We start from the raw sequence: 25,955 nt of genomic DNA on the forward strand, positions 1-25,955 counted from the left end.
TACGGCTTAATTAATATTTTCATATCTTTAATAATCAAACTTTTAAACTTATGAAAGTGAGTGCTGGCGTTTTACTCTTTAAAAAAGAAAAAGACAGTTTGTATTACTTTCTGATACATCCCGGTGGGCCTTTTTGGAAAAATAAAAACCTGGGTGCATGGTCTATTCCAAAAGGAGAGCTCCTTCCAGACGAAAATCCATTGGAGCGTGCGTTAATAGAATTTAAAGAAGAAACCGGACAATCTATAGAAGGAGAGTTCATCAAATTATCTCCCATTAAGCAAAAGGGAGGAAAAACCGTTTACGCATGGGCTGTAGAAGCTGATATTGACACTTCAGTTCTTTACAGTAATACATTCTCTATGGAATGGCCACCCAATTCCGGCAAAATAACAGAAATCCCCGAAGTAGATCAATGGGAATGGTTTCCCTCAGAAGAAGCACTGCAACGAATCAATACTGCACAGAAAGATTTCATTACAGAACTTGAAAACATATTAAAAAACAACACCTAACAACAAAAACCATGAAAAAATTAAACAGAAAAAAATTAAAAAACATTATTGGAGAAATAGGAATAGAGCTGAATCTTCCTCTTCCTGTTGGCATATGCCTTGGAAATATTCTTTCCCTATGTCCTCCTCATTCTCATTGCCGCGCAGATGAAAGTTGCTATCCTGATGCAGTGGGTCCCTGTATCAACGGGATGTGTCCTTCCGGCTATCACTGCCATTCGGGAGAATGTGTAAGATAAAAAAACAAAAAACGTTTATCAGACTGATAAACGCTTTTTTATATATTAAAGTTTTACCGCTTTATCCCAATAGCCCTTAGCGCACTGGATGTCAAAAATATATCATCAAAAACAGTAAGCGATTCTACATCATTGAATCCTGCAGGGAGCAGGTCATTTTTATTGAATGATAATTCTATAGAAGCATCATAGGAAGCAATAATTCTCACTTTTGAATATCCGTTATAGTCTACTTTAAAACCTTCAAACATACAGTTCTGTTCGGCCTTCTGATATTCTCCATATTCTTCAAACCCTGCAATATCAGTCCTTTTTCCGTCATTATGGTCAAGGGATTTCCATGAGTCATAATTTTTAGGTTCTTTCAGGATGTTTCCTTCACGATCTAAGGGAACAAACATTCCAAGAGTCAGACGTTTCTTTAAAAAATTGGCATAATTATTCATCAGATTCAAAATCTGAAGATCGGCATATCCTTCGTGTGAATAATATTCCAGCACGAAAGTGGTCATCGGAATCAGCTTATGAGAAGCATCAGTCGGCATAATGAGTCTTTACTTTTTTTGGCCGATAAAAATAGTATTTTTATTTACTTTACCCAATGGAAGTGAATGAATAGGATGGTATTTATACCCATTCTGAATAACAATAAGAGTAGGAATGTCCTTCATTATTCAGTATTTTTGAAGGAAATAACCTTATAACAAAAGCAAACTCTTTTCCCAAAAAAGGAAATATTAGGTTTGTCCAAATTACAATATGTTGAAAAAGATATTATTAGGAGCTGGCATTATTCATTGCTGTTTTTATACTATCATGGCACAAAAACCTGGTGAACATCCTGTTTATACATCTGAATGGGGACATCTCTATCGTGAAAATGGTAATAATAAAGATCTTCTGGGAATATTTTCTACTGAAGCTCCCGTTTACCTTCTGGATTCTACCCAAACCCAATATAAAGTACAGGTAAGTAATGGTGATATTGGGTTCATAGATCGTCAGCCTTTATTAAAATCCATGCGTGGCAAGAAATCTCCGGGTGAACCTGTTCAGTATTTTTATAGAGGAACACAGGGATATCAGTGTCCACACTATTATGTACAGGTATCTGAATTACGTGTAAGGAAAGCTCCTGCCACAGAAAGTGCTGCCATCCGAAGAGCTGCTTTAAACGAGCTGGTGTGCATTGATTATGTCCCTTTATATCAGGATGGCTGGGTATATATTGGAGATCATTTCCATGAAAATCCTGAATATATTCAAATGAAATATCTCGGCACTGAGCTTACTTATGAGAAAGTTTTGAAAGAATATCTTGCAGTGAAAGGAAAAAATAAGGAAAAGGAACTTACACAGGTGGGAAGATTACGTGAAATTGCATGGCTGGAGGACAAAAACCTGAAACAAGCCTTGAATTACTGGAAAGAATCTTATACAAATGCCGGTGTAGAAAATCCTAAAATAGATATCGACTTTGAACTCCTTGTGGCAGATCAATTGGCAAAAAAACAGGGAACAGAAGCTTATGAAAAAAAACTGAAAGCCCTGAACCTGCATTTTATATGGAAAGACACTCAACTTTTTGATGGAAAAATTACAGAGGCCCAGGTAAAACAGCTGGACATGCAGAAAGTAAAAGATATCCCCAATACTCCTGAATGTGGATGGGAGCCCCAATATTTTTACAGAACACCCAATATCACTGTTGCTTTTGAAGAATATAAAGGAAAAGTTTCCGGAAGTATCTACAAAATGTCTTTTAGCAATGGTGAAGCTTTAGTCATAGGAAATGAGCGTATGGACTCCAATTATGATGAAAGAAATTTTGTAACCCATTTTGGGGATATGCTGTCGGCACGCTGGATTTCTTCTCCCCATGAGTACCACATTCAGAATAGTGATGCAGGTCTTTTCATTTTTACCTTTAAAAACGGAAAACTTTTCAGCTATGAATGTATGTTCTATTGCTAGATAAATTTTTAATTACATTTATAAATCATAACATTTAAATTTTACATTAATGACCAATGATCCTATTTCCTTAGCTGCTGATACTGCTGCATTTGGTTATACAATAGCAGAACTCGTTGCTGATAAGTTACAGAATGGGTATTTTCTTGGATATCAGCATCGTGATTTTTGCGGAATGGCAATGAAAATGAATGAAAAAAATCAATTTCTATATGGAGAACTTTACGATGGAACTGACTTTTCTGTTCCCACGGTTTTTGAAGACAGAGGATTATTTGTTGCATGGCTTTCTGAACAATCTACAGCCTCATTAGCCCGACTTGAAGATGATGATTTTTATAGAGGAAATCAGGTAATTACGAGAAAACGGCTATTGGAATTTATAAATGATTGAAATGGGCTTCAGCTAATCCCCAAAAGGCAGGTTCTCTATTCTTCAAAAAGCCCATCTATTTTCCTACAACAGTGATTAAATTTTAAAGCTGTATCTTTACACTACCAAACAAAATATTATGTCATTTATTACACCGGAAGGAGCCAGGAAGGCTCAGCTATCCCTATCCGAAAGAGCGCCCGTTGCTCATGCTATTCTCTCCGGAGCAGAGAATATTTCGAAATACAACAGTGGAGTATGTCATGACGTGGTAGCCTATGCATTATATATGCGTGGGGCATCCATAAGTCCTGCTCAGCTGGCAGAATCAGCCGGACAAAAATGGTTGACTCTATTTAATTATCTTTCAGGAGAGAAATGGGACGGATATTCACCTATTCCCGCAGGAAAAGCCATTGGTTTTTACCGACTTATTGATAAAACCTTCTTTCACTCAGCGGTTACTACTGGAAACGGAAATGAAATAAGATCCGTTAACGGATTTTCATTAGGTTCTGCATGGTCTGTACCTGTAGATATGAAATGGGTATTGGGCAAAAGAAATTCTGATGGCACTTTCAACTATGACGGTACCAAAATAGAAGTCTATATCTCTTCTTTATAGTAACAAATAAAGGTAAAAAGGCAGATGAGCGAATTCGTTTATCTGCCTTTTTTGTTTTTTAAGCATCAGCACATTTTGGGCAGATCCCACTGATAATAAAATTGTACTCCTGTGCTATAAAATGCTCTGGTAAACTGATTTCCGGAATCGCGTTTTCAATGCACGTTACAGAATGACATTCTTTGCAGTTGAAGTGAACATGATTATGGAAATGTTGCTCATGAGTACATTTTCCACTGCACTTCGCAAAATTCACCACACCGTCAATATTAACAATCTTGTGGATAGCGCCTTCGTTTTCAAGCCTTTCCAAAACCCTATAAATCGTTACCCTATTGCATAGATTACCCAATTTCTTTTGGATATCTGAGTGCGTAAGAGCAATATCTGAGTTATTAATAAGGCTTAAAATTTCAGTTTTGGCATGTGTATTTCTGACCTGTTTCATATTTTAATGCAACAAAGTTGCGTTATTTAAATTTTTATCTATACTTTTGCAACAAAGTTACAATAAGAAAAATTAATCCATACTATTATGAAGTCAAAAATTCTTGATGCTGTAGGAATCTCCGCTGCTGTTTTATGCCTGATTCATTGTATAGTCTTTCCATTATTACTGATTGTCCCTTTGGGTATATCCCATAATCCCTATATCGATTTAGCTTTCCTTTGCATTGGTACCGTTGTCGTATTCAGAGTAACAAAAAAAATAACCAACCGATGGCTGAAACTTCTATTCTGGATATCTGTTGCTCTCATTTTTATTTCTGTACTCACAGATCTGATATTTGAGATTCATGTCCCTCTGATCTATCTTGGAACTGCGGGTTTAATCACTGGCCATATCATCAATTTTAAAAATCATAAACATTAATTACATGACGAAAAAACTTCCTGTAACGGTACTCAGTGGCTTTTTGGGAGCTGGAAAAACCACATTACTGAATCATATTCTCCATAATAAGCAAGGCTTAAAAGTAGCTGTCATTGTGAATGATATGAGCGAGGTTAATATTGATGCCCGCCTTATTGAAAATCAAAATACTCTTTCCAGAACAGAAGAAAAATTGGTAGAAATGAGTAACGGATGCATCTGCTGTACACTCCGCGAAGATCTGATGGTAGAAGTAGAACGCCTTGCCCACGAAAATCGTTTTGATTACTTATTGATAGAGAGTACGGGGATCAGTGAACCCATTCCGGTTGCCCAGACCTTTACTTATATTGATGAAGAGAGCGGAATAGACCTTTCCCGTTTCAGCTATGTAGATACCATGGTAACTGTAGTGGATTGTTTCAATTTTATGAAAGATTTCGGTTCCAATGAACTGTTGACGGATCGTGACCTTACCGATATGGAAGGAGATTACAGGACAATTGTCAACCTTCTTACCGACCAGATTGAGTTTGCCAATGTTATTATTTTAAACAAAACAGATCTTATAAATACTGAAACACTTGGATTTTTAAAGGCTGCCATTAAAAAATTAAACCCAGACGCCGTTATTCTAAATTCCGAGTTTGGTAAAATTGAACCTCAACAGATTTTAAATACTCAGCTTTTTGACTTTGATAAAGCACAATCTTCAGCTGGCTGGCAAAAAGAATTACAGGCTGAACATCATACCCCGGAAACTGAAGAATATGGAATAAGCTCATTGGTATTCAGAGATAAAAAACCATTTCACCCTGTAAGACTTTGGGAATATTTGAATTATCATTATCCTGAAGGAATAATAAGAGCAAAAGGCTTGTTCTGGCTGGCCTCAAGACCAAGCGATGCTTTGAACTTTTCCCAGGCAGGAGGCTCTTTCCGTCTGGAAAAGGCAGGAGTCTGGTGGGGCAGTATGCCTATGAACCAACGGGTACAGTATTCTTCATTCACAGAAAATCAGGAGTTTATAGAAAGTAGATGGGATAAAAACTGGGGTGACAGAATCAATGAGCTTGTATTCATCGGGCAGAACCTGGATAAAGATCAAATGATATCAGACCTTCAGCATTGTCTTATTAATGAGCAGGAAAAAGAATTGCTTGAACAAAAAATGCCTTTTGAAGATCCTTTTCCAAAGAATATTTAAAATTAACTTTTAATTAATGCAACTTGGTTTCGATAAAAAACTAAATACAATAACTTTCCGCTTTATTTCAAAACAATATGGACAGAAGAAAATTTCTAAAAGGCTCAGCATTACTTTCAGGGTTATTGACTTTATCACCGTCTGACCTCTGGAGCTTCGGGAAAACTATTGAAAATCCCCACACAGGAAAAGCAAAGAACATCATCTTTATGGTAAGTGATGGGATGAGTCTCGGAACGCTTTCAATGGCAGACATCTATTCCCGGAACATTTTGGGAAAGGGGAGTAACTGGCTCAATCTGTATCATGACAAAAAAGTGACCCGTGCTTTGATGGACACTGCTTCAGCAAATTCTATTGTAACAGATTCTGCTGCGGCAAGTTCAGCATTCGGAGGCGGAATACGGGTTAAAAATGGAACCCTGAACATAGGAGCCAACGGTGAAAAACATCTTCCCATATGGCAGCAATATAAAAAAGCAGGAAAGAAAGCAGGCTGCGTGACAACGGTTACCATCACACATGCCACTCCTGCAGGATTTTGTGTAAACTCATCAAAAAGAAATGCAGAACCTCAAATCGCCGAAATGTATGCTGAGCTGGAACTGGATGTACTGTTAGGAGGCGGAGACGAATTTTTCAATCCAGCCAAAAGAGAAGACAAAAAAGATCTCTACTCTGTGTACAGTAAAAAAGGATACAGGATTCTAAAAACACAGAACGACCTTAAAGAAATCAAAAAAGGAGAGAAGTTATTAGGAATATTCAGTACAGGAGCATTGCCCTACAGTATTGACAGAACCCATCTTCCGGAATTCAAAAACACACCGGCTCTTGCTGAATTGGCAAAGACTGCTATCGATCAGATGAAAGATCATCCCGAGGGTTTTGTTCTTCAGGTAGAAGCCGGAAAAGTAGACTGGTCTGCCCATGCCAATGATGTAGCAGCACTTATCCATGATCAGCTGGCATTTGATGAAGCTGTAAAAACCGTAATGGATTTTGCCGAAAAAGACGGAAATACATTAGTCATTATCACTACAGATCATGGAAATGCCAATCCCGGAACAATCTACGGAGCTGATGCCACCAGGAACTTTAACAGCATTTCAGATTATAAGTACACCAACGAATATATTCTGAACAAGATTCAGAAAGATGATTCCGTAAAAGACATTAAAGACTGGATCTATGAAGGTAATAGAATCATTCTGAATGATGATGAAGCCAAGCATCTTCTGAGTTTTTACAACGGTCTTGAGAAAGAGGAAGAAGGGCTCTATAATTATAAAAAACTGCCTTTCAAACTTTATTCAGAAATTCAGAAAAGCAGGAACTCTGTAGGATGGATCAGCATGGATCATTCCGGAGATTATGTGGAAGTGGCGGCCTATGGTCCCGGAAATGAACTTTTGCAGCCTTTTGTTAAAAATACAGACCTGCATAATCTGATGCTGAAAGCCTGTTTAATATAGACATTCATATTTTTTCATATTTAATTATTTGGGAGAGTGCAAGGCGGAGTGATTGTGTCCGCCTTGTTTTTTTGTGATTTATTTACATACTCTTTATAATATCACCTAATCTTTTCAGAGCATTTTCTACCTTATCATTCCAAAGATTATTACAGCTGATCCGGATATAGTTTCTATAATCTCCATGATTGGAAAACAGCGGTCCCGGAGCAAAATTTACAAACTGATCAATAGCTTTTTTCTGAAGTTCAAATGCATCAATGTGCGCAGGCAGCTCTATCCATACTACCAGACCTCCTTCAGGCCGGCTCATCCGGATATCGGGTGGAAAATATTTTTCTATCGCCTGAAAGGTCAAAAGCATGAGTCTATGCAATTCAGGCCTAAGCTTGCGCAAGTGACGGTCATAAGCTCCTGTTTTCAGTAATTGTAACAAAGAAGACTGTACGATACTTGCTGTAGCAACATTTGTAACAGCTTTCAATTTAATTACCTGCTCTGTAAACCTTCCTGCAGCACACCAGCCGATTCTGTAACCAGGTGCAGCCGATTTGGAAAAAGAGGAGCAAAGCATAATCCAACCATGCTCGTCATAACTTTTTATCGTTGTTGGGCGCTGTGCCTGAAAATGTAAATCCCCATAAATATCATCTTCAATGACAGGAACTTGCATTTTTTCAGCAAAAGCAACTATTGCTGATTTCTGTTCATTATTTAAGGTAATACCATTTGGATTATTAAAATTTGAAATTAAAAGACATGCGGAAATCTTTTGTCTGCTGCAGATTTCTTCCAATTCCTGAATATTGATTCCGGTCAAAGGACAGCCGGAAAATTCAACTACTTTGAGATCAAGACTTTCAATGGTTTGCAATATACCATGGTAGATTGGAGACTGCACAAGAACAGTATCACCCGCTTTTGTGACAGCACGCAGACATAAACTTACTGCTTCCAAAGCGCCATTGGTGATCACTACATCATCAGCCACAAGATTACCCTGCCAAAGGAAAGACCTGCGGGCAAGTTCAGCTCTCAACTGACTGTTTCCTGCAGAAGGTTCATACTGTAAATGCGGTCCTGTTAAATCTCTGGAAGCCTGCTGTAAACTTCTCCGTAAAGCATTAAAAGGCAGAAGGTCCGGATGTAAGACAGCGTTAAAAAATGAAACATAAGATTTGTTTTCCGAATCAGGAAATGATACTTCCTGTAATACTTTCCCAATAGCTATTTTTTGAGCAAGAGTATTGCTTTCAGTCTGTTTTGGCAGATTTACAGAAGAAACTGAAGTACGGAGAACAACGAACCCTGACCTTTCTTTTCCTGCCACCAAACCTTTATCTTCCAATAAAGTAAAGGCTTTCAGAATAGTCCCAACACTTATTTTAAATTGTTGACGAATACTTCGTAATGATGGAAGTTTGGTCCCAACAGGATACGTTCCGTTGTTAATGGAAAGTTCAAACTTATCTGCAAGTGCTATGTATTGAAAATCCTTCATCTGTTATACTAATATATTCATTTTTTGTATCTGTTACAATATAGCAAAGATATCTACTTTTACTGAACAAAAAAATAAGAAGAATATGAAAAAATTAGGATTGGTAGGAGGCATCAGCTGGGCTTCTACTTTAGACTATTACCGCCTTTTGAATGAAGGAATTAATCAGCAATTGGGTGGATTGAATTTCGCAGAATGTATTATTTACTCAGTCAACTTTAATCATTTTCAACAGTTTAATGCAGATTATGACTGGGATGCTACTTACGAACTTCTATACAATGCTGCAGAAAATCTAAAAAAGTCCGGAGCGGAAGCTATTGTACTTTGTGCCAACACAGCCCACATTGTTGCTGACAGGATTGAAGAACAAATAGGATTGCCGCTCATTCATATTACAACCGCTACAGCCAATGCTGTTAAACGGAAAGGCCTAAAGAAAATCGGTTTACTAGGAACAAGCTATACGATGGAGCTGGATTTTTATAAGGATAAACTGATCGAAGGTGGCCTTGAACCTCTGATTCCCGAGAAAAGTGAAGACAGAGATTATATTGAGGATATTTTAAGAAATGAATTAAGCAGGGGAATTATAAATCCTGAAACCAAAAAAAATTATCTGAAGATTATTCAGGAACTTATAGGCCGTGGGGCAGAAGGGATTATTTTAGGCTGTACAGAAATTCCACTTCTGATCAAACAGGAAGATGTGTCTGTTCCGGTATTTGATACCATACAGATTCATGTAGATGCTGCCGTAGCATTTTCCGTTTCAAAGCATAACATAACAGCGATATCATAAAACACTAAAATACAATCAAATACAGTTCAATTTAAAAGAAACCGACAATAATCAATTGAGTTCAATCTATTTAACGGTTTCAAATATAAATACCACATAATCACATGTGGTATTTTTTATTCCATAATACCTATTTCTTCTTTTAAAATCCGGAATTCACTTCAATGAATTTGAAATAATCATATATATACCTTTATTGTGAAATTTACTACAATGGAATACAAAATTATTTCGTATTTTGGTTTACTTATTAAAATAATAATTTAAAGGACTTAAAAATGCTTAAAACACAAACTTTAAGGCTTTGATTATCATTTTTTAATAATCGAAAATGAAAAATCTCTAACAGTTGAAATAATATATGAAGAAGTATCCAATTCCTGCAAATGAAGAAGCCCGAATGAAGAAACTGGAGTTTTTTGATCTTTTAAACCTGGAAAAAGATCCCCAGTTAGACATTTTTGCAGAAACAGCATGCCTCGTGACCGACTGCCCTGCAGCGCTTATTGCCATGATGGAAAGTGAAACTCAGACCATCCAAAGCTGCGTGGGTCTTGCCCTTGATTTTGTAGACAGGAAAAGTACTTTATGCCAATATTCTATTGCAAGTGGAGAGGTGGTTGTTATCAATGATACTTTATTAGACGAAAGATCTTTTGACAACCCGCTTATTCTGGCAGGAGGAATCCGGTTTTATGCAGGAATTCCTCTGATTGATGATGAAGGATTTGTATTAGGAACCATCTGCGTCATTGATTATAAGCCTAAAACAATTACAGACGATCAGATCTCAACCCTGAAAAAGATAGGAGAGGCGATCACAAAAGTCCTGACTGGTAAAAGAAAAAACATTCAGGCTGAATATTTTCAACAGACATTTAGTATTTCCAATAACCTGATCTGTGTTCTGGATAAAGATTTCTCTCTGAAAGATGTCAATCCAGCTTTTGAAAACGTTTTTCAATTGGAGAAGTCTCAGGTCATTGACCAGAACTTCCTCAATGTTTTGGGTAACCATAACTCCCAACTGCAACTGCTTACCAAAAATCTCCCCACTACAGATGAAGAAGTAACATTTACCACATCTACAAATATTGATGATACACAAACCATTATTGTAGAATGGAATCTGAAACTGAATCAGAAGTATTCTGAAATTTTCTGCTTCGGAATTAATATTACCCAGCGTATCGAAGAAAAATTAAAGCTCGAAAGTTCAGAACGCCGCTTCAGAAGCTTCTTTGAAAATGCAATAGGCCTCATGAGTATGCATGACATGGAAGGGAATATTACCGCCGTAAACGAAAAAGGAAGAGAAACCCTGCAGTACTCTGCAGAAGAAGTGGAAGGACTGAATCTCAGAGACCTTGTCCCTGAAAAAAACTGGCCATTGCTGGAACAGTATCTGGAAAGAATTAACAAAAATCAGGAAGATTTCGGAACTATGATTCTGAAAACCAAAGGAGGTGAAGAAGTGATCTGGATGTACCACAATCTGGTGGAAATCAATAAAGAAGGAAACCCTTATGTAGTAAGCACCGCACTGAATGTTACCGAAAGAATGACATTGGAAAAAGATCTTGTTCATACCAAAAAAATGCTGGAACAGACAAGTGCTGTAGCCCAGGTGGGGGGATGGGAAGTTAATCTTAAAAAGAATACCGTATTCTGGTCACAGTCTACCAGAGAAATACATAAAATAGATAAAACATTCCAGCCCAATCTGGAAAATGCACTGGGCTTTTACAGCGAAGACAGCCGCGAAAAACTAAAGTTTTTATTTGAGAGAGCTGTAACAGAAGGTGTTCCTTATGATGAAGAATTACAGCTTGTACGAAATGACGGTGTGATGATCTGGGTAAGGGTAAAAGGAATACCGGAGTTTGAAGAAGGAGCCTGTATCAGAGTATATGGAATCATTCAGGATATTGATAATTTCAAAAATATATACCTTGAACTGGCCAAAAAAGAGGCGATGCTGCAGTCATTCGTCGCCTATGTTCCTGCAACAGTGGCTATGTTTGACAAAGAGCTTAATTATCTTTCTGTAAGCAGCAGCTGGAAAGATGAATTCCAGATGAATGATATCAGGCTTATCGGGGAGAATATGTTCAAAATTTCTCCTAATGTACCGGATGAAAGGTTAAAAATATATAAGGATGCCTTAGCAGGAATTGCCTATAAAAATGAAGACATGGCAATAGAAGTCCCTGGTAAAGAAATAATTCAGCATTACAATATTGAAGTTACTCCATGGTACCTTTCCAGTCATACAATAGGCGGAATCATTGTTTCTGCACAAAATATTACAGCATCCGTAAGAATCAATAAAGAGCTTAAAAACGCCAAGAAAATGGCTGATATTGCCAATAAAGCAAAATCAGAATTTCTAGCCAATATGAGCCATGAAATCAGGACTCCGCTAAATGGTGTCATTGGATTCTCTGATCTTCTGCTAAAAACTCCGTTGAACGAGATACAGACTCAATACCTCAATTATATTAATGAATCCGGGGAAAATCTGTTAAGCATCATTAATGATATTCTCGATTTTTCTAAAATAGAATCTGGAAAAATGGATCTTTCTATTGAAAAATCCAATGTATATGATCTTGTAAGCCAGGTGATCAACGTTATCCTTTATCAATCGCAGAAAAAAAATATAGAATTACTGTTAAATATAGAACAGGGACTTCCGGAAACCATTTGGGTGGACGAATCCAGACTGAAACAGATTCTGATCAACCTTCTCGGAAATGCAGTCAAGTTTACCTCACAGGGAGAAATAGAACTTAAAGTAGAAAAACTGAAGATTGACCATAAAGATATCACATTAAGATTTTCAGTCCGGGATACCGGAATCGGTATTCATAAAGAGAAACAGCAGTTTATTTTTGATGCCTTCACTCAGGAAAACAGCTCTATCAGCAAACGTTATGGCGGAACAGGACTTGGGCTTACCATTTCAAACAATATTCTCAAATATATGGGAAGCAGCCTGTCTTTGGTGAGCGAGGTTGAAAAGGGTTCTGTTTTCTATTTTGACATTCAGATTCCTTATGAAATGACAGAACACCCTGAAGAAGAAGATCTGAAAATAAACAGAGTTCTTATTGTTGATGATAATGAAGCCAACAGGGTGATTCTTCAGCATATGCTTGCCTATAAAAATATAGATTCAAAGCTGGCTGCCAATGGTATGGAAGCTCTTCAGATACTTCTTGCCGGGGAACGTTTCGATGTTATTCTTATGGATTACCATATGCCGATCATTTCAGGACTGGAAACCATAGAAAAAATCAAGGAACTTTTTAATAAACAAAACGAGCTTTCTCCTCTGATTATCCTTCACACTTCTTCCGAAGAACACGATGTCATCAATTCTTTCCGTCAGGAAAACAATTCTTACTTCCTGCTGAAGCCTATCAAATCAGAAGAACTGTATAAAACATTGAAACAGGCTGTAAAGCACACAGAAAAAGAAATCAGACAAGTTCCACATCCGGAAACTGACACTTCATTACTTATGCAGGCACCTCAGGTTCTATTGGTGGATGACAATCCTGTTAATATGGTCCTTAACCATAAAATGATGCGTTCATTAATTCCTGATGCAGAGCTTATAGAAGCTACTGACGGCTTACAGGCATGGGAACAGTGCAAAGAAAAAACATTCAATATCATTTTAATGGATGTTCAGATGCCAATAATGGATGGTATTGAGGCTACAAAACAAATCCGTTTACTGCCCGGCTATGCTGAAGTTCCGATTATTGGAGTAACAGCCGGAAATGTATTGGGAGAAAGAGAAAAATGTATGGATTCCGGGATGAATGATTTTCTGCCTAAACCTTTAAGACAGGCCGATCTTCTGGAAATGCTGAAGAAATACATTATGAATAAAAATCATACAGTGTCTGAGGATTCTCTGGATGAGACAAAATATCTGGATATCAATCTTTTGAATGAACAAATAGGTGATGATGATGAAGATTTCAGAAAAGTATTTTTGGACCTCGTAATACAACAGCTTACTCAGGCTGAAGAAGATATTAAAAAAAATGCCGCTGAAAAAGACAGTACCAACCTGAAATTGATCCTTCACAAACTCAAAGGAACTTCCGGAACCGCAGGATTGCTGAAACTTACAGAATATACGGCAGACTGGGAAAGAAAAACAAATCCGGATATGGATTTTGCTGCCATGGAACAGGAAATCATCCAGGAAATAACAACAGGATTACAATTAATTAAAAATTTAATACAATAAAAAAATAAAACTATGTTGATTCTAATCGCTGAAGACGACGAACTGATTCTAAAAACGATAGAACATAAATTATTAAAAGAAGGCCACGAAGTGATCCTCACCCGCAATGGTAAAGATGCTATTGAAACCCTTAAAACCAAAGAGGTAGATCTGGCTATTACAGATATTATGATGCCATTTGCCTCGGGAATTGAAATACTTTCAGCTATCAAAACAATGGACAAGCAGGTACCAGTGATCATGCTTTCCAGTATGGGGCAGGAAGAAGTGGTACTGAATGCTTTTGACCTCGGAGCTGCCGATTTTATAGTAAAACCATTCAGTCCCAATGAATTGATATTAAGAATAAAAAGATTTTCAAAATAAACTATAACCATGTTTCTCACTACTTCTGTGCATTTTCTTTTTCTTGTATTTATGGGAATGCTTTCTTTAGTACTCTTACTGATCATAGCCGTACTCATTTACAGCTTTTATCAGTACAGAGAATCTCTCCATATTTTCAGATGGTCAGAAATGATCAATAAAAGAATTTCAGAAGTGATTGTATATGGTGAAGAAACCTCTGCTGACAAAAACTTTTCAACAGCATCCGGACATTCTTTATTCAGAAATTTATTCCTACAAAAACTGGCAGAATCCGAGAAGAAATTTTCCGGTGCAGCACAGCATAAACTCAAAGACCTTTTTCAGGAATATGGTCTTCAGGAAGAAGCATTAAAAAAGCTGAATCAAAAGAAGATACATATTATTGCAGGAGGCATACAGGAACTTACAGCGATGAATGTAGAAGAAGCACTGCCAAAGATTTCTACATTTTTAACGCATCCTTCACCACAGGTTTATCAGGAAGCACAATATGCGATGGTTCATTTTAAGGGATTTGAAGGACTCCATTTTCTGAACAGCTTTTCAACAAAGATATCAGAATGGCAGCAGCTGCGTCTGCTTATTTCAGTCACCAGCATTCCTGAAAATTCCAGTGACAACATCAAAAGCTGGGTTGAAAGTTCTAATGCTTCAGTGGTAATTTTTACCCTTAAACTATTAAGAAAATTTCAGGTATTATCTCTTTATCCTTCAGTCATTGATCTGCTGGATCATCCTTCGGTTGAAGTACGGGTACAGGCAGTACAGACATTATTATCCCTTGAAAATTCTTCAACTATTGCTTATCTCATGGAAGTATATCCCAATCAGCCTCTTGAAGTACAGAAAGAGATGCTTAAAGTAATGAAGAAATCAAAAGACCTATGTTCCGTAGATTTTCTGAAAGATCAATTATTAAAAGACACAGATTCCGGAATAAAGGTCTATGCAGCAGAGGCTTTATGCGCAATGGAAAAACAGGACTACCTGATAGAAATATCAAAAAAAGAGACTTCACCAGAGGAATTAATTCAAATCATTAAATACGCGTTACAGGAAAAAGTATGTTAGAATTCTCACACATCATCTATGAAGTTGTTATCTGGCTATTCCTGATTTACGGAACGGCCATAACCCTTATCTATGGCTGGATAGGAATTTATGCACTTGGAGCTGTACTTCGTTATAAAAAAGAAAACACATTTACAGATTACAGCATTATTGCTGCAAACCCCAATGCTCCGGTATTCAGCGTTATTGCTCCGGCGTATAATGAAGGAATGACCATTGTAGAAAATGTACGTTCTCTGTTATCTCTTTACTATCATAACCTCGAAATTATTATTGTAAATGACGGAAGCAAAGATGATTCCATCCAAAAGCTTATTGAAGCTTATGAACTGGAATCCATGGCTTATTTCATTCAGGGAAAAATAGAAACCAATACTGTAAGAGGCGTTTATAAAAGTAAAAATCCAGCCTTTAAAAAACTGATTGTTGTTGATAAAGAAAACGGCGGAAAAGCAGATGCCCTGAACGTAGGAGTGAATATTTCTTCCGGCAAATATCTCGTTTGTATTGACGTAGACTGTATTCTGGAGCAGGATGCAATCCTGAAACTCGCAAAACCAATGCTGGAACAGACCGATAAAAAGTTCATCGCCTGCGGTGGAGTCATTCGTCTTGCTAATAATTGTGTAATAGAAAACGGTAAAATAGTAAGTGTCAACATGCCGAAAACCCTTTTGGGCAGAACACAGGCATTAGAATACATAAGAGCTTTTGTACTCGGACGTATGGCGTGGTCCCGGGCATCAGGACTGATTCTGATCTCTGGTGCTTTTGGAGTTTTTGACAGAAAAATAGTACTCGCTTGCGGCGGTTATGATAAAAATACGGTGGGAGAGGACATGGAGCTGGTGGTAAGGATGAGAAAGTACATGGAAGAAAGGAATGAACCCTATGAGGTGCTTACCATTCCGGATCCTTTATGCTGGACAGAAGTTCCCGAATCCAAAGATATTCTCAGAAAACAACGTAACAGATGGATGCGTGGAACAATGGAAACCCTGTGGAAGCACAGAAAGATGATGTTCAATCCGAAATATGGAAAACTAGGAATGATCAGTCTTCCGTATTGGTTCTTCTTTGAATTTCTGGGTCCGTTAATCGAGTTTTCAGGATATATCATCTTTATTATCTTTTTATTGCTGGGAATTATCAACTGGCCGTTCTTTACGGTTCTGTTTGCCCTCGTTATTTCAATGGGATTTCTTTATTCTATTTATTCAATATTGGTAGATCTTGTAAGCAGGCAGGTTTATACCAAAAGAAAAGATTTCCTCACCCTTATAGTAACAGCTTTTTCCGAACCTTTTTATTTTCATCCTATTGTGGTAAAAGCAGGAGTAAGCGGATTTATAGATTACTTCAAAAAATCTCACGGCTGGGGCGAAATGACAAGGCAGGGCTTCAATCAAAGCACACAGCATTTACCTTTCAAAGAAAGAATGTACGCTATTCTTCAGTCAGGTCTTAAAAAATGGGGAATACTCACATTAGTTTTCTTTGCCTTATTTTTAGTGGGAGTAACTGCAGAATGGTTATGGTATCGGTATACATTTCCAAAATTGGAAACTTCTGCAATTATTGGAAACCTTTTTACAGACAATATTTTATTTGCCCTCAGACTCACATTTTGTGTTGGAACTGCTTATCTTATTATCAATTTCGTCAGAGAAAGCTGGGCAAGAGCTCTTGCTGTTACAATTTTGCTTGTTGTTACCGTTACTCAGTATATTTTATTTCTGTATTTCGCAGAAACCCGCAATATATTGGGTGCAGACCTTTTATACTACAGCAAAGAAGAGATGAAGCAGATTTTACAGGCAAGCGGAATGCTTAATTTTAAGAACTTTGCACTACTGGGTATTTTAATAACGGCTTCTCTCGTTCCTATATGGATAGCAGGTAAAGCAGCCTTAAAATCCATCTATCCGGGACTTGTATTACTGGTCTTCGGGTTAGCAGCATTTTTCATCCCATCCAATATACTGGGTGCCAAAACCTTGGGTTCTGAGAATGAATTTAACCAAAATGCTGCAAAAAGTAAATGGGCTTATTTCTTTAAATCCAATGAAGACAATTTTATCAGTGATCATCCTGAGCTGAATAAGTTACTGAGCGAAAATGAAGACTTCACCGCCAACGCAGAAATGCTCGACAAAAATTTTCCTTTCTGGAGAAAAGAAAATACACCGGACTTTTTAGGACCTTATTTCAACAAATCTGAAAAAGTTCCCAACATCGTTTTCCTTATCATGGAAGGTTTTGGACATGCTTATACTTCTCCAAAGGGATATATCGGTAACTTCACTCCATACTTAGATTCTTTATCCGGCAAAGGATTATATTGGGAAAACTCTTTAAGCTCAGCAGGAAGAACATTTGGGGCATTGCCATCAATCACAGGATCACTTCCTTTTGGAAAGAACGGTTTCCTTGAAATAGAAAAAACACCGGAAAACTTCAATCTTTATAATATTCTGAAGGCGAACGGGTTTGAAACAGGTTTCTATTATGGGGGGCACACATCTTTTGACCGTTACCGCGAGTTCCTTGAATATAGTGGGGTAGATCATATCGTAGACGAGGCTTCATTCAGTAATCCTTACCGCAAGCTTCCCGCCAATAACGGAGAAAGCTGGGGATATGAAGATCAGGCCGTTTTTGGTAAAATGCAGCAACAGCAAAAACCACAGGATCGTCCATATTTCAATATGATTCTTACACTTTCAACACATAATCCTTTCTTAATCAACAATAAAGATTATTATGAAAAGCTGTATAATCAAAGGCTAAATTCAGGTATTCTAACTTCTGAACAGAAGAAATGGGCCGCAGCTCACAAAGACCAGTTGATTTCGGTTCTTAATGCCGATGATGCCATCAAAGGTTTCTTTGAAAGTTACAGCAAACGTCCGGATTTCAGGAATACCATTTTTGTAATCACGGGAGATCACAGTATGCCCGAAATCACGTTACAGTCTAAAATTGATAGATTCCATGTACCATTACTGATCTATTCACCTTTGCTGAAAGAATCGAAACGTTTCTACAAAACAGCAAGCCATTTTGATATTGCACCTTCCATTTTGGCTTATTACAGAAATAATTATAAAATCAGTACACCTTCTACGGTAACATGGGTAGGAAGAGGATTTTCTCCGGATTCCGAAATCAGCAAAACCGGAATTCCAATGATGCAGAGCAAAAACCAGCTTATTGATTTTGTTTCTGAAAAGTATTATATCCATGACGGACAGCTTTTCACCCTGAAAAATATGGAAGAAGATGCATCCAATAATAACGCAACCCTGAGTAAAATCAACGGCAGATTCAATCAATACAAAAGCATGAATTCCCAGTTTTATTCTACTAAAAAACTGATGCCTGATTCGGTAATGGTAAACTTTAAGAAAAAAGTAAAATCAAAGTTTTAAAACTTTCTGGTATAGCCTAACGTAACATCAAACTGATTTCCTTTTTCACCCGGACGGTATTCCTGATTATAATACATCGTCCCCACTGAAAACAGATTGGAATGATAGGAGAAATTGTATTCACCTCCTATTTTAAATGTTTTAAGCTTAAAAGTTTCATTTTCCAGAAGGTTATTACGGTTTTCTTCCGGACTAATTCCGGTTCCGATCTGGAAAGCAAAATAATCCTGGGCTCCTTTTGTATAATACCTTACAGTTCCTGTATAAGAATGTGAAATATTTTTGCTGTCAGGAGTGATATAAGTACGCAGATTAAACCAGAAGTTTTTATAATATTTCCCTATGGCAGCGGTATACATCCAGATACTGCTGCTGAAATAAAGCTGGCGGTACCCTAATTCTGCTTCAAAACTATGGGGAAGGTTTGCATTCAGAGAAACTCCAGTACGATATTTCGGAAACAAACCGACATCGTCAGAATAACCTCCGCCTACATAGAGGTAAAACATTTTAGAAAGCCTTGGGTAAGCTTCCAGCTCAATTTGTGTTCCTCCCTGAGCAAATTTATTGGCATAATTTCCGCGAAGAATTACAGAACCGATAGGAGTAATTCTCTTATAGCTTACCCCCACAATATGCCAGTCATCATCAAACTGTTTGTCAAAATGAGAGTAATTATAAACAATTCCTACTGCATTTTTAGAATTAAGTTCATTTATTCTTACCGCAAGAGCCCTTGCTTCTGTATTTTTAGGATTGATGGTCAAAAGAGTAGTTACAGCCTTATCTGCCTCCTCATAATTATCCATCCCAAAATACACTTTCGCTTTCAGCAATAATAATGTTTCAGATTTAGGATGATAGGAAAGTCCTTTATCTATGATTTCAATAGCTTTTGTATTTTGATCATTCCAGTATTCCAACGAAGCATAGGCCAGAAAATAATCTTCATCCTGAACCTCTCTTTTTCCAAGCTCTTCAAATATGGCCCTTGCGGAAGCCAGGTCTTTGTTCCAGGTATATAGCCTGCCCAGAAAAACAGAAATATCTGTATAATTAGGAGCTTTTTCCAATGCCTCTTTGGCCAGAGCAATAGATGCAGGATAATCTTTCTGTTCAAAAGCAGCGGTTCGGGCTTTAAGGAATAATTCATCAGCTGATAAATTCTGCTGACTGTACATTGTGATTGGAAAAAGTAATGCAAATAAAAAGGTCGAATATCTTTTCATTGAAAGTTTAATTATTAATGAACTACTGGTATCACAAATATATTGAACTTTTACATCACAACCCAGAGATTATTCGTCAAAACATATTTTTTTAAGATTATTTTTCAATTAAACAACACTTAAAAGCAGTTATGATGGAATAATTATTGCCGTAATTAAAAATAACTGATTTCTTCAAAAAACTTCATCATGAAGCAAGATAATGCACATTACAATATACTCCCGGTTTATAAAATCAGGAGCATATTATATAATAAGGTTGATATGAATACTAAGACTGTTTACGGCGGCGGCCAGAAACCTTTTTATCAAGATCCCTGATATCCTGTCTCAGCTCACGGAACATTTCTTTAAAATTATAGCTTTCATAGTCGCCAGGCTCAAAATCTTCCGGGAAAATTCCTGAAGCATACTGCCAGATTTCAACAACTTCTTCAAACGGAATCTCATAAGGTTCATAGAAAGAATTGTCAGCGCTTACACAGATTGTATTTTCTTTTCTTTCCTTAAAGCGTTTATAAGTAATCCCGTCATTCAGCGTTACAAAAACATAGGTTTTTCCCTGTTTCAGATCATTGATTCCTTCCACATATTTTCCTACAATATAAGACCCGTTTCTGAATGGAGGCATAGAATCACCATCTGCGGGGAATGCTCTGTATTTTCCGTTAGTAAGAAAGGGAAGAGCAATACGCTGAAGGCTCTCAATATAATCTACATCACTATAGCCTTCCAGATATCCCATGGAAGCCTTTTGAGGAATAATTTCTATTGTATCATTCCCGTGGGTATCTACCGCTACCGGAAGAACAATTCTATTGTCCGGCAGTTTCAGCATATCATCCGTAGGATACTTCTGAATATCTACGGACAGCATAAGATCAATACTTACATGAAAATATTTGGAGATTTTTATAAGCAGTTCGATAGGAGGTTCAGATATTCCGTTCTCATATTTTGAATACCGGACTCTGGAGATCACCAGTTCATCAGCTACATTTTGTTGGGAGAGCTTTCTTTTCGCTCTTAAGAAGCGTATATTATTTGAAAAAATTGACATTGATAAAAGTATGTAAGCAAAAATACAAAATTTGAATGCGTTAACAACCACTGGAGCGGGTTTTACTAATAAGATATAAGGAAATTTAGCTGGTTTGCTCTCTATTTTTACTAAAACGAAGAAATCTTCATGCCTGAATATTCAATTTTCTCACGATAAAAACTGATTTCCGAGCAAATATACAAGGCTTCGCATAGGTTAAATAATAATCATTAATAAACAGAATTTAGCACAAAAACAATAACTCCAAATTTCATAAATTGAGTTATTATTTTTAACATTTAGTAAATCAATCACATATAAGTGAAAACCATATTTATATTAAAACACACATATATTAATGAAATATTAAATAATAAAAACATATAATTAATTTATTGAAAATAATTTGCATTTGTAAAAATATTATTCATATATTCGTGATGTAATAATCATATAAAATTATAGTTATGAAAAACTTAAAAAAATTAGACAGAAACGAATTAAAAGCTATTTCAGGTAACGGATTACTAGATCCAATCGGCGGACTTCTAGGTGGACTAGGAGGTGTTGTAGGTGGAGTAGTAGGCGGAGTAGGTACTATCGTTGGTGGCGTAGTTACTGGCGTAGGATCTACAGTAGGTGGTGTAGTTGGCGGTGTAAGCACTGTTGTAACTAACGCATTATGCCAGACACAATGTGTTGTAAATGGTGTAATCCACATCAAATTACTTGAGTGCGGATCAACTTGCTAGTCAGTAAGCATTACATGTAAAAAATCAGACCGCTCTTTTCAGAGCGGTTTTTTTATGCCTTTGCCGCACCAGCAATTAAAACTCCTAATTGAAAAAAATTGTTGAAGATTCGGCTGCAGTGTAATATTTGAAATTTATAAATTTTATTGACGATTTACGGCATTCCATAATTTATGATAGATTAGATTTATTATCTTTGGTTAGATCACATAAACTGAAAAAAAAACAATTATTTTAGTGCTGATTGTAAATAAGCAACTCTATTAATTAAATAACAATTATGAAAAAAACCATTACCTTTTTTACTATTCTTTTATCGATAGTAAATATTCAAGCTCAAGAAAATATTGATTTATTGACATACGAAAACACTCAGGATATTAATTTTTTCAATACTATTAAAAGTGGCGCTCAGGTTAAAGAATATGTAACAACGAGTAAAAATAGTGTGAAGGTGGGTGATACTTTAATACTAGGATCTCCTACCTCTGAAGAACTGAATACAAGAACTTATTCAGGCAGCTATGGAAATAAAGCAAGAGGAGGTATTGCACAATCAAGAAGTACTTCAAAAAAAACTTATGAATTTGTACAAATGGGAAGACCAGCCGGATTTGGAAGCATTATGTCTGCTATGGGTGGTGAAGCACAGAATATGGCAGATAACAGTTTAAAAAATACTAAAGTTATTGTCAGAGAGATAAAAACATATCATAGAGGTAGTAAAAATAAACCTTTGTATGTAGTTATGGTTTTGGGAGAAATAAATGATAGAGCTTTTGGAATAAATAAATATTTAAGCGTCATGGATACAGAATTAGGGATTGAGTCTGGTGAAATTCTTTTAAAAAATAGAAAAATGACTAGAGATGAAGCGATTGCAAAATTAAAAGAAGCAAAAGAACTAGTGGAAATTGATATGATGAGCAAAGAAAAGTTTGAAGAATTAAAAAAAGAACTTGCACCGATTATTAACAATAATAACTAAGAATTACACTTTTACTGATAAAGAGAAACATAATTAAGCAATATTATGATCAGTGACTTTCCTGTTATTTTAACAAACGAAAAAGGTAATGAAAAAAAGTCTGAATTTCGTAATACACTATTTAATGTAGACAAAGTATTATCAGCAATAATAATGTAGAACATCTGATGACTATTTATAACTTAGCAAAACAATTAGATATTCGAAATAAAGTATTGAAATTGCTATATGATTTTAATTATCCATTACTGAAGGATTTTTTCACAAGTGCCTACAAGAAAGAGCGTTATTTGGATATGAAAATATATGCTTTACGTGGACTTTTATTGAGGAAAAGGAAATCGCTCAGCTTTAAAAAAAATTTAACCAATCATTGACTAAAAGACAGCAAACGACACCATATAATTTTCAGGAGTATGAACTTTTAAAAGGAAGAAATACTTTGCCCTATTTTGTTGAAAAATTTGGTTATCCTTGTTTTAAAGAAACACTGGAACAAGTAAACATACAATGCAATGCCGGATGCATTTAAAGGACATTATAGAATTGATGAAAATGGAGACATCAAAATGCTGAAAAGCCTAGGAGAATCTAAGGCAATTATGAACAGATTTTGGGAAGAGGAGAGAAGCAAGCTAAAAATAATTCTTTTAAAGCGTATCAAAATCTCAAAAATGATCTAAAATTTTTGTGCTTAAATGCAGCCTTACATAATGTTATTAATATGGATACAAAATCTATCAATTTTCCCAATCAAAGAAACCAAAACGTTGTACTACGTTTCCTGCATTTGTATATTATTTCTTATGTGTATCTTTTTATATTTACATCACAGTTTTCACCTTTAGAAGGAATATATAAGAATGGAGTACTGTGGTTGTGTAAAAATGTTTTTCACCAAAAGCAGGTTGAATATATTAAGATGACTGGCAGCGGCGATACTACATTGGATTATTGGGTAGTAATTGTAAATATTGGCTTAGCGGCCGTGGCTGCACTCGTTATACTTCTTGCAGATAAAAAACAACGAACCTTTAAAGACCTTCATTGGTTTACGGTAGTAGTCGCACGCTATTATGTAGCTATGATAATGCTTTCGTACGGTTTTGCAAAACTGCACAACGGACAATTTCCCGCTAACTCAATTGGCAGATTAGAAGAAAAAGTCGGGGATATGTCGCCAATGGGTATGGTATGGACCATGATGGGAGCTTCCACTGGCTATACATTTATTTCCGGATTGTTGGAAACTATTGGTGGACTTTTACTTCTTTTCAGGAGAACCAAAACTTTTGGCGCACTTTTTTCCATGACAGTAATGATCAATGTGGCTCTGTTGAATTTTTTTTATGATGTGCCGGTAAAAATATTTTCCAGTCATATTGTTTTATTCTGTGTCTTTATTGTAAGCGGTGATGCAATTGCATTATATCGTTTTTTTGTTTTACATCAGCCATCGCAATTACGTTTTCAAAAAAGAACATCTGACAAAAAATGGAAGAGAATTACACTTACCGGACTCAAATGGCTCATAGTGGCTTTTTTTATATTAAGTTCGTCATCAGCGCTGTTTTATACACCTCCGGCTGTACCAATGGAAGGTGCGTATAATGTTGATAAATTTATTATAAACAATCAGGAAATACCAGTCAATGATTCTTTTGGCTGGAAAAAAATATTGATCAGTTATCCAGGCCGGACAAATATAATTCTTAACAATGACAGCACTAAAGTATTTCAGAGTGTTTTAGATACTGGAAAAAAAACACTTATGCTTCGTAAAACAGATCAACAAGACATTTACGCTTACCTGCATTACAATATTCAGAAAGATAGTATCATTTTTACGGGAATTAAGGGGAGCGATTCTATAAAAATAAAAACAATAAGAAAGAAAAAGGAAGATTATCCCTTAAACAAGAGAGGTTTTCACTGGATTAATGAATATCCGTTTAACAAGTAATAATCAATGAAATTTACAGAACAGGAAGAAATAATTGAACAGATATTGAAAGCTGTGGAATTACAAACCGGTATTAACAGATCTGATTTTGTTTCTAATTCAAGAAAAGAAAATTATTTGGACGCAAGAAAAAAGGCTACAGAACTTTTAATTAAAGAAGCTCATTTAAATGATGAAGGAATAGCAAAGGTTTTGGGAGTTTCAAAAAGTACAGCAAACACCTATAGAAACAGTCTGCACTATAAACGCAAAAACTAATAGCAAAAATCTATAAACGTAGCCCTAAGGATTAAAAGATCATTTGATTTTTGAAAATGGAAAACAAATACAATTTAACATAATATAAATTATAGGATTTTTATTATGCCCATTAAAAGAGAGTACTAAGCTCTCCAGAATCCCTTATTCTTCTTTTTTTCTTTACTAATATTCTTTAACCGTTTCTCAGAATTCTTTATTTAATTTCCTCCACCAGCATCTTTTGTACAGACATTTTTTTTTCACGTTCATTTATAAGCTTGTCTAGTCCTTTATAATCATAAATTCATAGTCAGAAAAATTTTCATAATTTTTATCAGTATATACAGCCTCTGTATTTCCTCTTAATTTTTACAATACTCTTACTATGTTTATTAGAATTTATCTCAGACAAATATTATGTTAAATTGAAGCTGATGAGAATCTCCTCTTAATCTTAAAATACAAAATCTTGCCACATGACAGCTTTTATGATCACAAAACTGAATACCTTTATCTTAACCAAAAAATAAATAGTATGAAACCAAAAATGATCTGGGCGAATCTGGCTGTAGCCGACCTTGAACGCACACAGAAATTTTATACAGAACTGGGATTCAAGCCCAATAATCCGCACAGTTCTAATGAATTGGTAAGTTTTTTTGCAGGTGAAAATGAATTTGTTATTCACTTTTTCTTAAAAAACATCATAGAAAGAAATTTAAAAACAATGAAATTTGGAGATCCTCAAACCTCCAATGAAATCATATTCACCCTCTCCGCTGAAAATAAAGATCAGGTTGACGATTGGGCTCAGGAAGTAAAAGATGCCGGAGGAACTATTGTTTCAGAACCTGAGAGTTTTGGAGAAAATTATTATGGTTTTGTGTTTGCAGATCCTGATGGACACAAGTTTAACGTATTTTATATGTAGATTTTACCCTATTTTTTCTATATTTGATATTCAACAGATAAATATGAACTTAGCGAGCTGTATTTCCCCACCAAGATTTTAATA

General features: G+C 36.0%; 24 protein-coding genes. 19 read left to right on the forward strand and 5 right to left on the reverse strand.

The genetic code is table 11. The features are described from left to right. The first annotated feature begins 50 nt into the window (after positions 1 to 50). Both FW780_RS03775 and FW780_RS03780 read left to right on the forward strand, forming a co-directional pair. A complete protein-coding gene (locus FW780_RS03775) occupies positions 51 to 515 on the forward strand; it encodes an NUDIX hydrolase (RefSeq protein WP_149832274.1) in 465 nt (154 codons plus the stop codon). Positions 516 to 526: 11 nt separating this feature from the next. Next, positions 527 to 754 (forward strand): hypothetical protein, encoded by a 228-nt coding sequence (locus tag FW780_RS03780; protein WP_149832275.1) that lies wholly within the window; start codon positions 527 to 529, stop codon positions 752 to 754. Between the two features lie 53 nt (positions 755 to 807). On the opposite strand, the gene FW780_RS03785 is transcribed toward FW780_RS03780, so the two are convergent. Then, positions 808 to 1,299 carry a hypothetical protein gene (locus FW780_RS03785; RefSeq protein ID WP_149832276.1) on the reverse strand — a complete coding sequence of 164 codons (492 nt, stop codon included), beginning with the start codon at positions 1,297 to 1,299 and terminating at the stop codon, positions 808 to 810. A gap of 214 nt (positions 1,300 to 1,513) precedes the next feature. Here FW780_RS03785 and FW780_RS03790 point away from each other — a divergent pair, with 214 nt between their 5' ends. From FW780_RS03790 to FW780_RS03800, 3 genes are all read left to right on the forward strand, one after another. Continuing rightward, positions 1,514 to 2,728 (forward strand): SH3 domain-containing protein, encoded by a 1,215-nt coding sequence (locus tag FW780_RS03790; RefSeq protein WP_149832277.1) that lies wholly within the window; start codon positions 1,514 to 1,516, stop codon positions 2,726 to 2,728. A 49-nt stretch (positions 2,729 to 2,777) separates the two neighbouring features. Further along, a complete protein-coding gene (locus tag FW780_RS03795) occupies positions 2,778 to 3,122 on the forward strand; it encodes a hypothetical protein (RefSeq protein ID WP_149832278.1) in 345 nt (114 codons plus the stop codon). A gap of 118 nt (positions 3,123 to 3,240) precedes the next feature. Continuing rightward, complete coding sequence (locus FW780_RS03800) at positions 3,241 to 3,726, forward strand: hypothetical protein (RefSeq protein WP_149832279.1); 486 nt, start codon at positions 3,241 to 3,243, stop codon at positions 3,724 to 3,726. 58 nt (positions 3,727 to 3,784) lie between these two features. Here FW780_RS03800 and FW780_RS03805 read toward each other — a convergent pair whose 3' ends face one another. After that, positions 3,785 to 4,174: a Fur family transcriptional regulator gene (locus FW780_RS03805; protein ID WP_149832280.1), complete on the reverse strand. Its 390-nt coding sequence runs from the start codon at positions 4,172 to 4,174 to the stop codon at positions 3,785 to 3,787. Between the two features lie 87 nt (positions 4,175 to 4,261). Here FW780_RS03805 and FW780_RS03810 point away from each other — a divergent pair, with 87 nt between their 5' ends. From FW780_RS03810 to FW780_RS03820, 3 genes are all read left to right on the forward strand, one after another. Further along, positions 4,262 to 4,600, forward strand: coding sequence for a MerC domain-containing protein (locus FW780_RS03810; protein ID WP_149832281.1), 339 nt, complete (start codon positions 4,262 to 4,264; stop codon positions 4,598 to 4,600). Between the two features lie 4 nt (positions 4,601 to 4,604). Further along, entirely contained in the window at positions 4,605 to 5,807 is a 1,203-nt protein-coding gene (locus FW780_RS03815) for a GTP-binding protein (protein WP_149832282.1), read from the forward strand. Between the two features lie 77 nt (positions 5,808 to 5,884). Further along, positions 5,885 to 7,282: an alkaline phosphatase gene (locus tag FW780_RS03820; protein ID WP_149832283.1), complete on the forward strand. Its 1,398-nt coding sequence runs from the start codon at positions 5,885 to 5,887 to the stop codon at positions 7,280 to 7,282. Positions 7,283 to 7,364: 82 nt separating this feature from the next. Here FW780_RS03820 and FW780_RS03825 read toward each other — a convergent pair whose 3' ends face one another. Beyond that, positions 7,365 to 8,783, reverse strand: coding sequence for an aminotransferase-like domain-containing protein (locus FW780_RS03825; RefSeq protein WP_149832284.1), 1,419 nt, complete (start codon positions 8,781 to 8,783; stop codon positions 7,365 to 7,367). Between the two features lie 85 nt (positions 8,784 to 8,868). On the opposite strand from FW780_RS03825, the gene FW780_RS03830 reads away from it, so the two are divergent. From FW780_RS03830 to FW780_RS03850, 5 genes are all read left to right on the forward strand, one after another. Beyond that, the gene (locus FW780_RS03830) at positions 8,869 to 9,585 is read left to right on the forward strand and encodes an aspartate/glutamate racemase family protein (RefSeq protein WP_149832285.1); all 717 of its coding nucleotides are present in this window, start codon (positions 8,869 to 8,871) and stop codon (positions 9,583 to 9,585) included. Between the two features lie 361 nt (positions 9,586 to 9,946). Continuing rightward, positions 9,947 to 13,855 carry a response regulator gene (locus FW780_RS03835; RefSeq protein ID WP_149832286.1) on the forward strand — a complete coding sequence of 1,303 codons (3,909 nt, stop codon included), beginning with the start codon at positions 9,947 to 9,949 and terminating at the stop codon, positions 13,853 to 13,855. Positions 13,856 to 13,867: 12 nt separating this feature from the next. After that, complete coding sequence (locus FW780_RS03840) at positions 13,868 to 14,221, forward strand: response regulator transcription factor (protein WP_149832287.1); 354 nt, start codon at positions 13,868 to 13,870, stop codon at positions 14,219 to 14,221. A gap of 9 nt (positions 14,222 to 14,230) precedes the next feature. After that, positions 14,231 to 15,295, forward strand: a complete 1,065-nt coding sequence (locus FW780_RS03845) for a HEAT repeat domain-containing protein (RefSeq protein WP_149832288.1) — start codon at positions 14,231 to 14,233, stop codon at positions 15,293 to 15,295. Beyond that, entirely contained in the window at positions 15,289 to 18,726 is a 3,438-nt protein-coding gene (locus FW780_RS03850) for a sulfatase-like hydrolase/transferase (protein ID WP_149832289.1), read from the forward strand. Before FW780_RS03845 ends, FW780_RS03850 begins: the two co-directional genes overlap by 7 nt. Here the strand turns inward: FW780_RS03850 and FW780_RS03855 are convergent. Then, on the reverse strand, positions 18,723 to 19,955 hold the full coding sequence (locus FW780_RS03855; RefSeq protein WP_149832290.1) for a YaiO family outer membrane beta-barrel protein: 1,233 nt from the start codon (positions 19,953 to 19,955) through the stop codon (positions 18,723 to 18,725). The two genes, FW780_RS03850 and FW780_RS03855, sit on opposite strands and share 4 nt — an antisense overlap. A gap of 271 nt (positions 19,956 to 20,226) precedes the next feature. Next, the gene (locus FW780_RS03860) at positions 20,227 to 21,015 is read right to left on the reverse strand and encodes an XRE family transcriptional regulator (protein WP_149832291.1); all 789 of its coding nucleotides are present in this window, start codon (positions 21,013 to 21,015) and stop codon (positions 20,227 to 20,229) included. A 449-nt stretch (positions 21,016 to 21,464) separates the two neighbouring features. Here FW780_RS03860 and FW780_RS22305 point away from each other — a divergent pair, with 449 nt between their 5' ends. The 6 genes from FW780_RS22305 (at position 21,465) to FW780_RS03885 (ending at position 25,871) form a co-directional block, all read left to right on the forward strand. Next, positions 21,465 to 21,749 (forward strand): bacteriocin-like protein, encoded by a 285-nt coding sequence (locus FW780_RS22305; RefSeq protein WP_002979306.1) that lies wholly within the window; start codon positions 21,465 to 21,467, stop codon positions 21,747 to 21,749. 280 nt (positions 21,750 to 22,029) lie between these two features. Continuing rightward, a complete protein-coding gene (locus tag FW780_RS03870; protein WP_149832293.1) occupies positions 22,030 to 22,737 on the forward strand; it encodes a hypothetical protein in 708 nt (235 codons plus the stop codon). Positions 22,738 to 23,252: 515 nt separating this feature from the next. Continuing rightward, positions 23,253 to 23,420 (forward strand): hypothetical protein, encoded by a 168-nt coding sequence (locus FW780_RS22310; protein WP_167510640.1) that lies wholly within the window; start codon positions 23,253 to 23,255, stop codon positions 23,418 to 23,420. 41 nt (positions 23,421 to 23,461) lie between these two features. Continuing rightward, entirely contained in the window at positions 23,462 to 24,700 is a 1,239-nt protein-coding gene (locus tag FW780_RS03875) for a hypothetical protein (RefSeq protein WP_149832294.1), read from the forward strand. Positions 24,701 to 24,706: 6 nt separating this feature from the next. Beyond that, positions 24,707 to 24,958, forward strand: a complete 252-nt coding sequence (locus FW780_RS03880; RefSeq protein WP_149832295.1) for a hypothetical protein — start codon at positions 24,707 to 24,709, stop codon at positions 24,956 to 24,958. Positions 24,959 to 25,475: 517 nt separating this feature from the next. Further along, positions 25,476 to 25,871, forward strand: coding sequence for a VOC family protein (locus FW780_RS03885; RefSeq protein WP_149832296.1), 396 nt, complete (start codon positions 25,476 to 25,478; stop codon positions 25,869 to 25,871). Positions 25,872 to 25,955: the final 84 nt, after the last annotated feature.

The organism is Chryseobacterium sediminis (genome assembly GCF_008386505.1).
Taxonomy (GTDB): domain Bacteria; phylum Bacteroidota; class Bacteroidia; order Flavobacteriales; family Weeksellaceae; genus Chryseobacterium; species Chryseobacterium sediminis.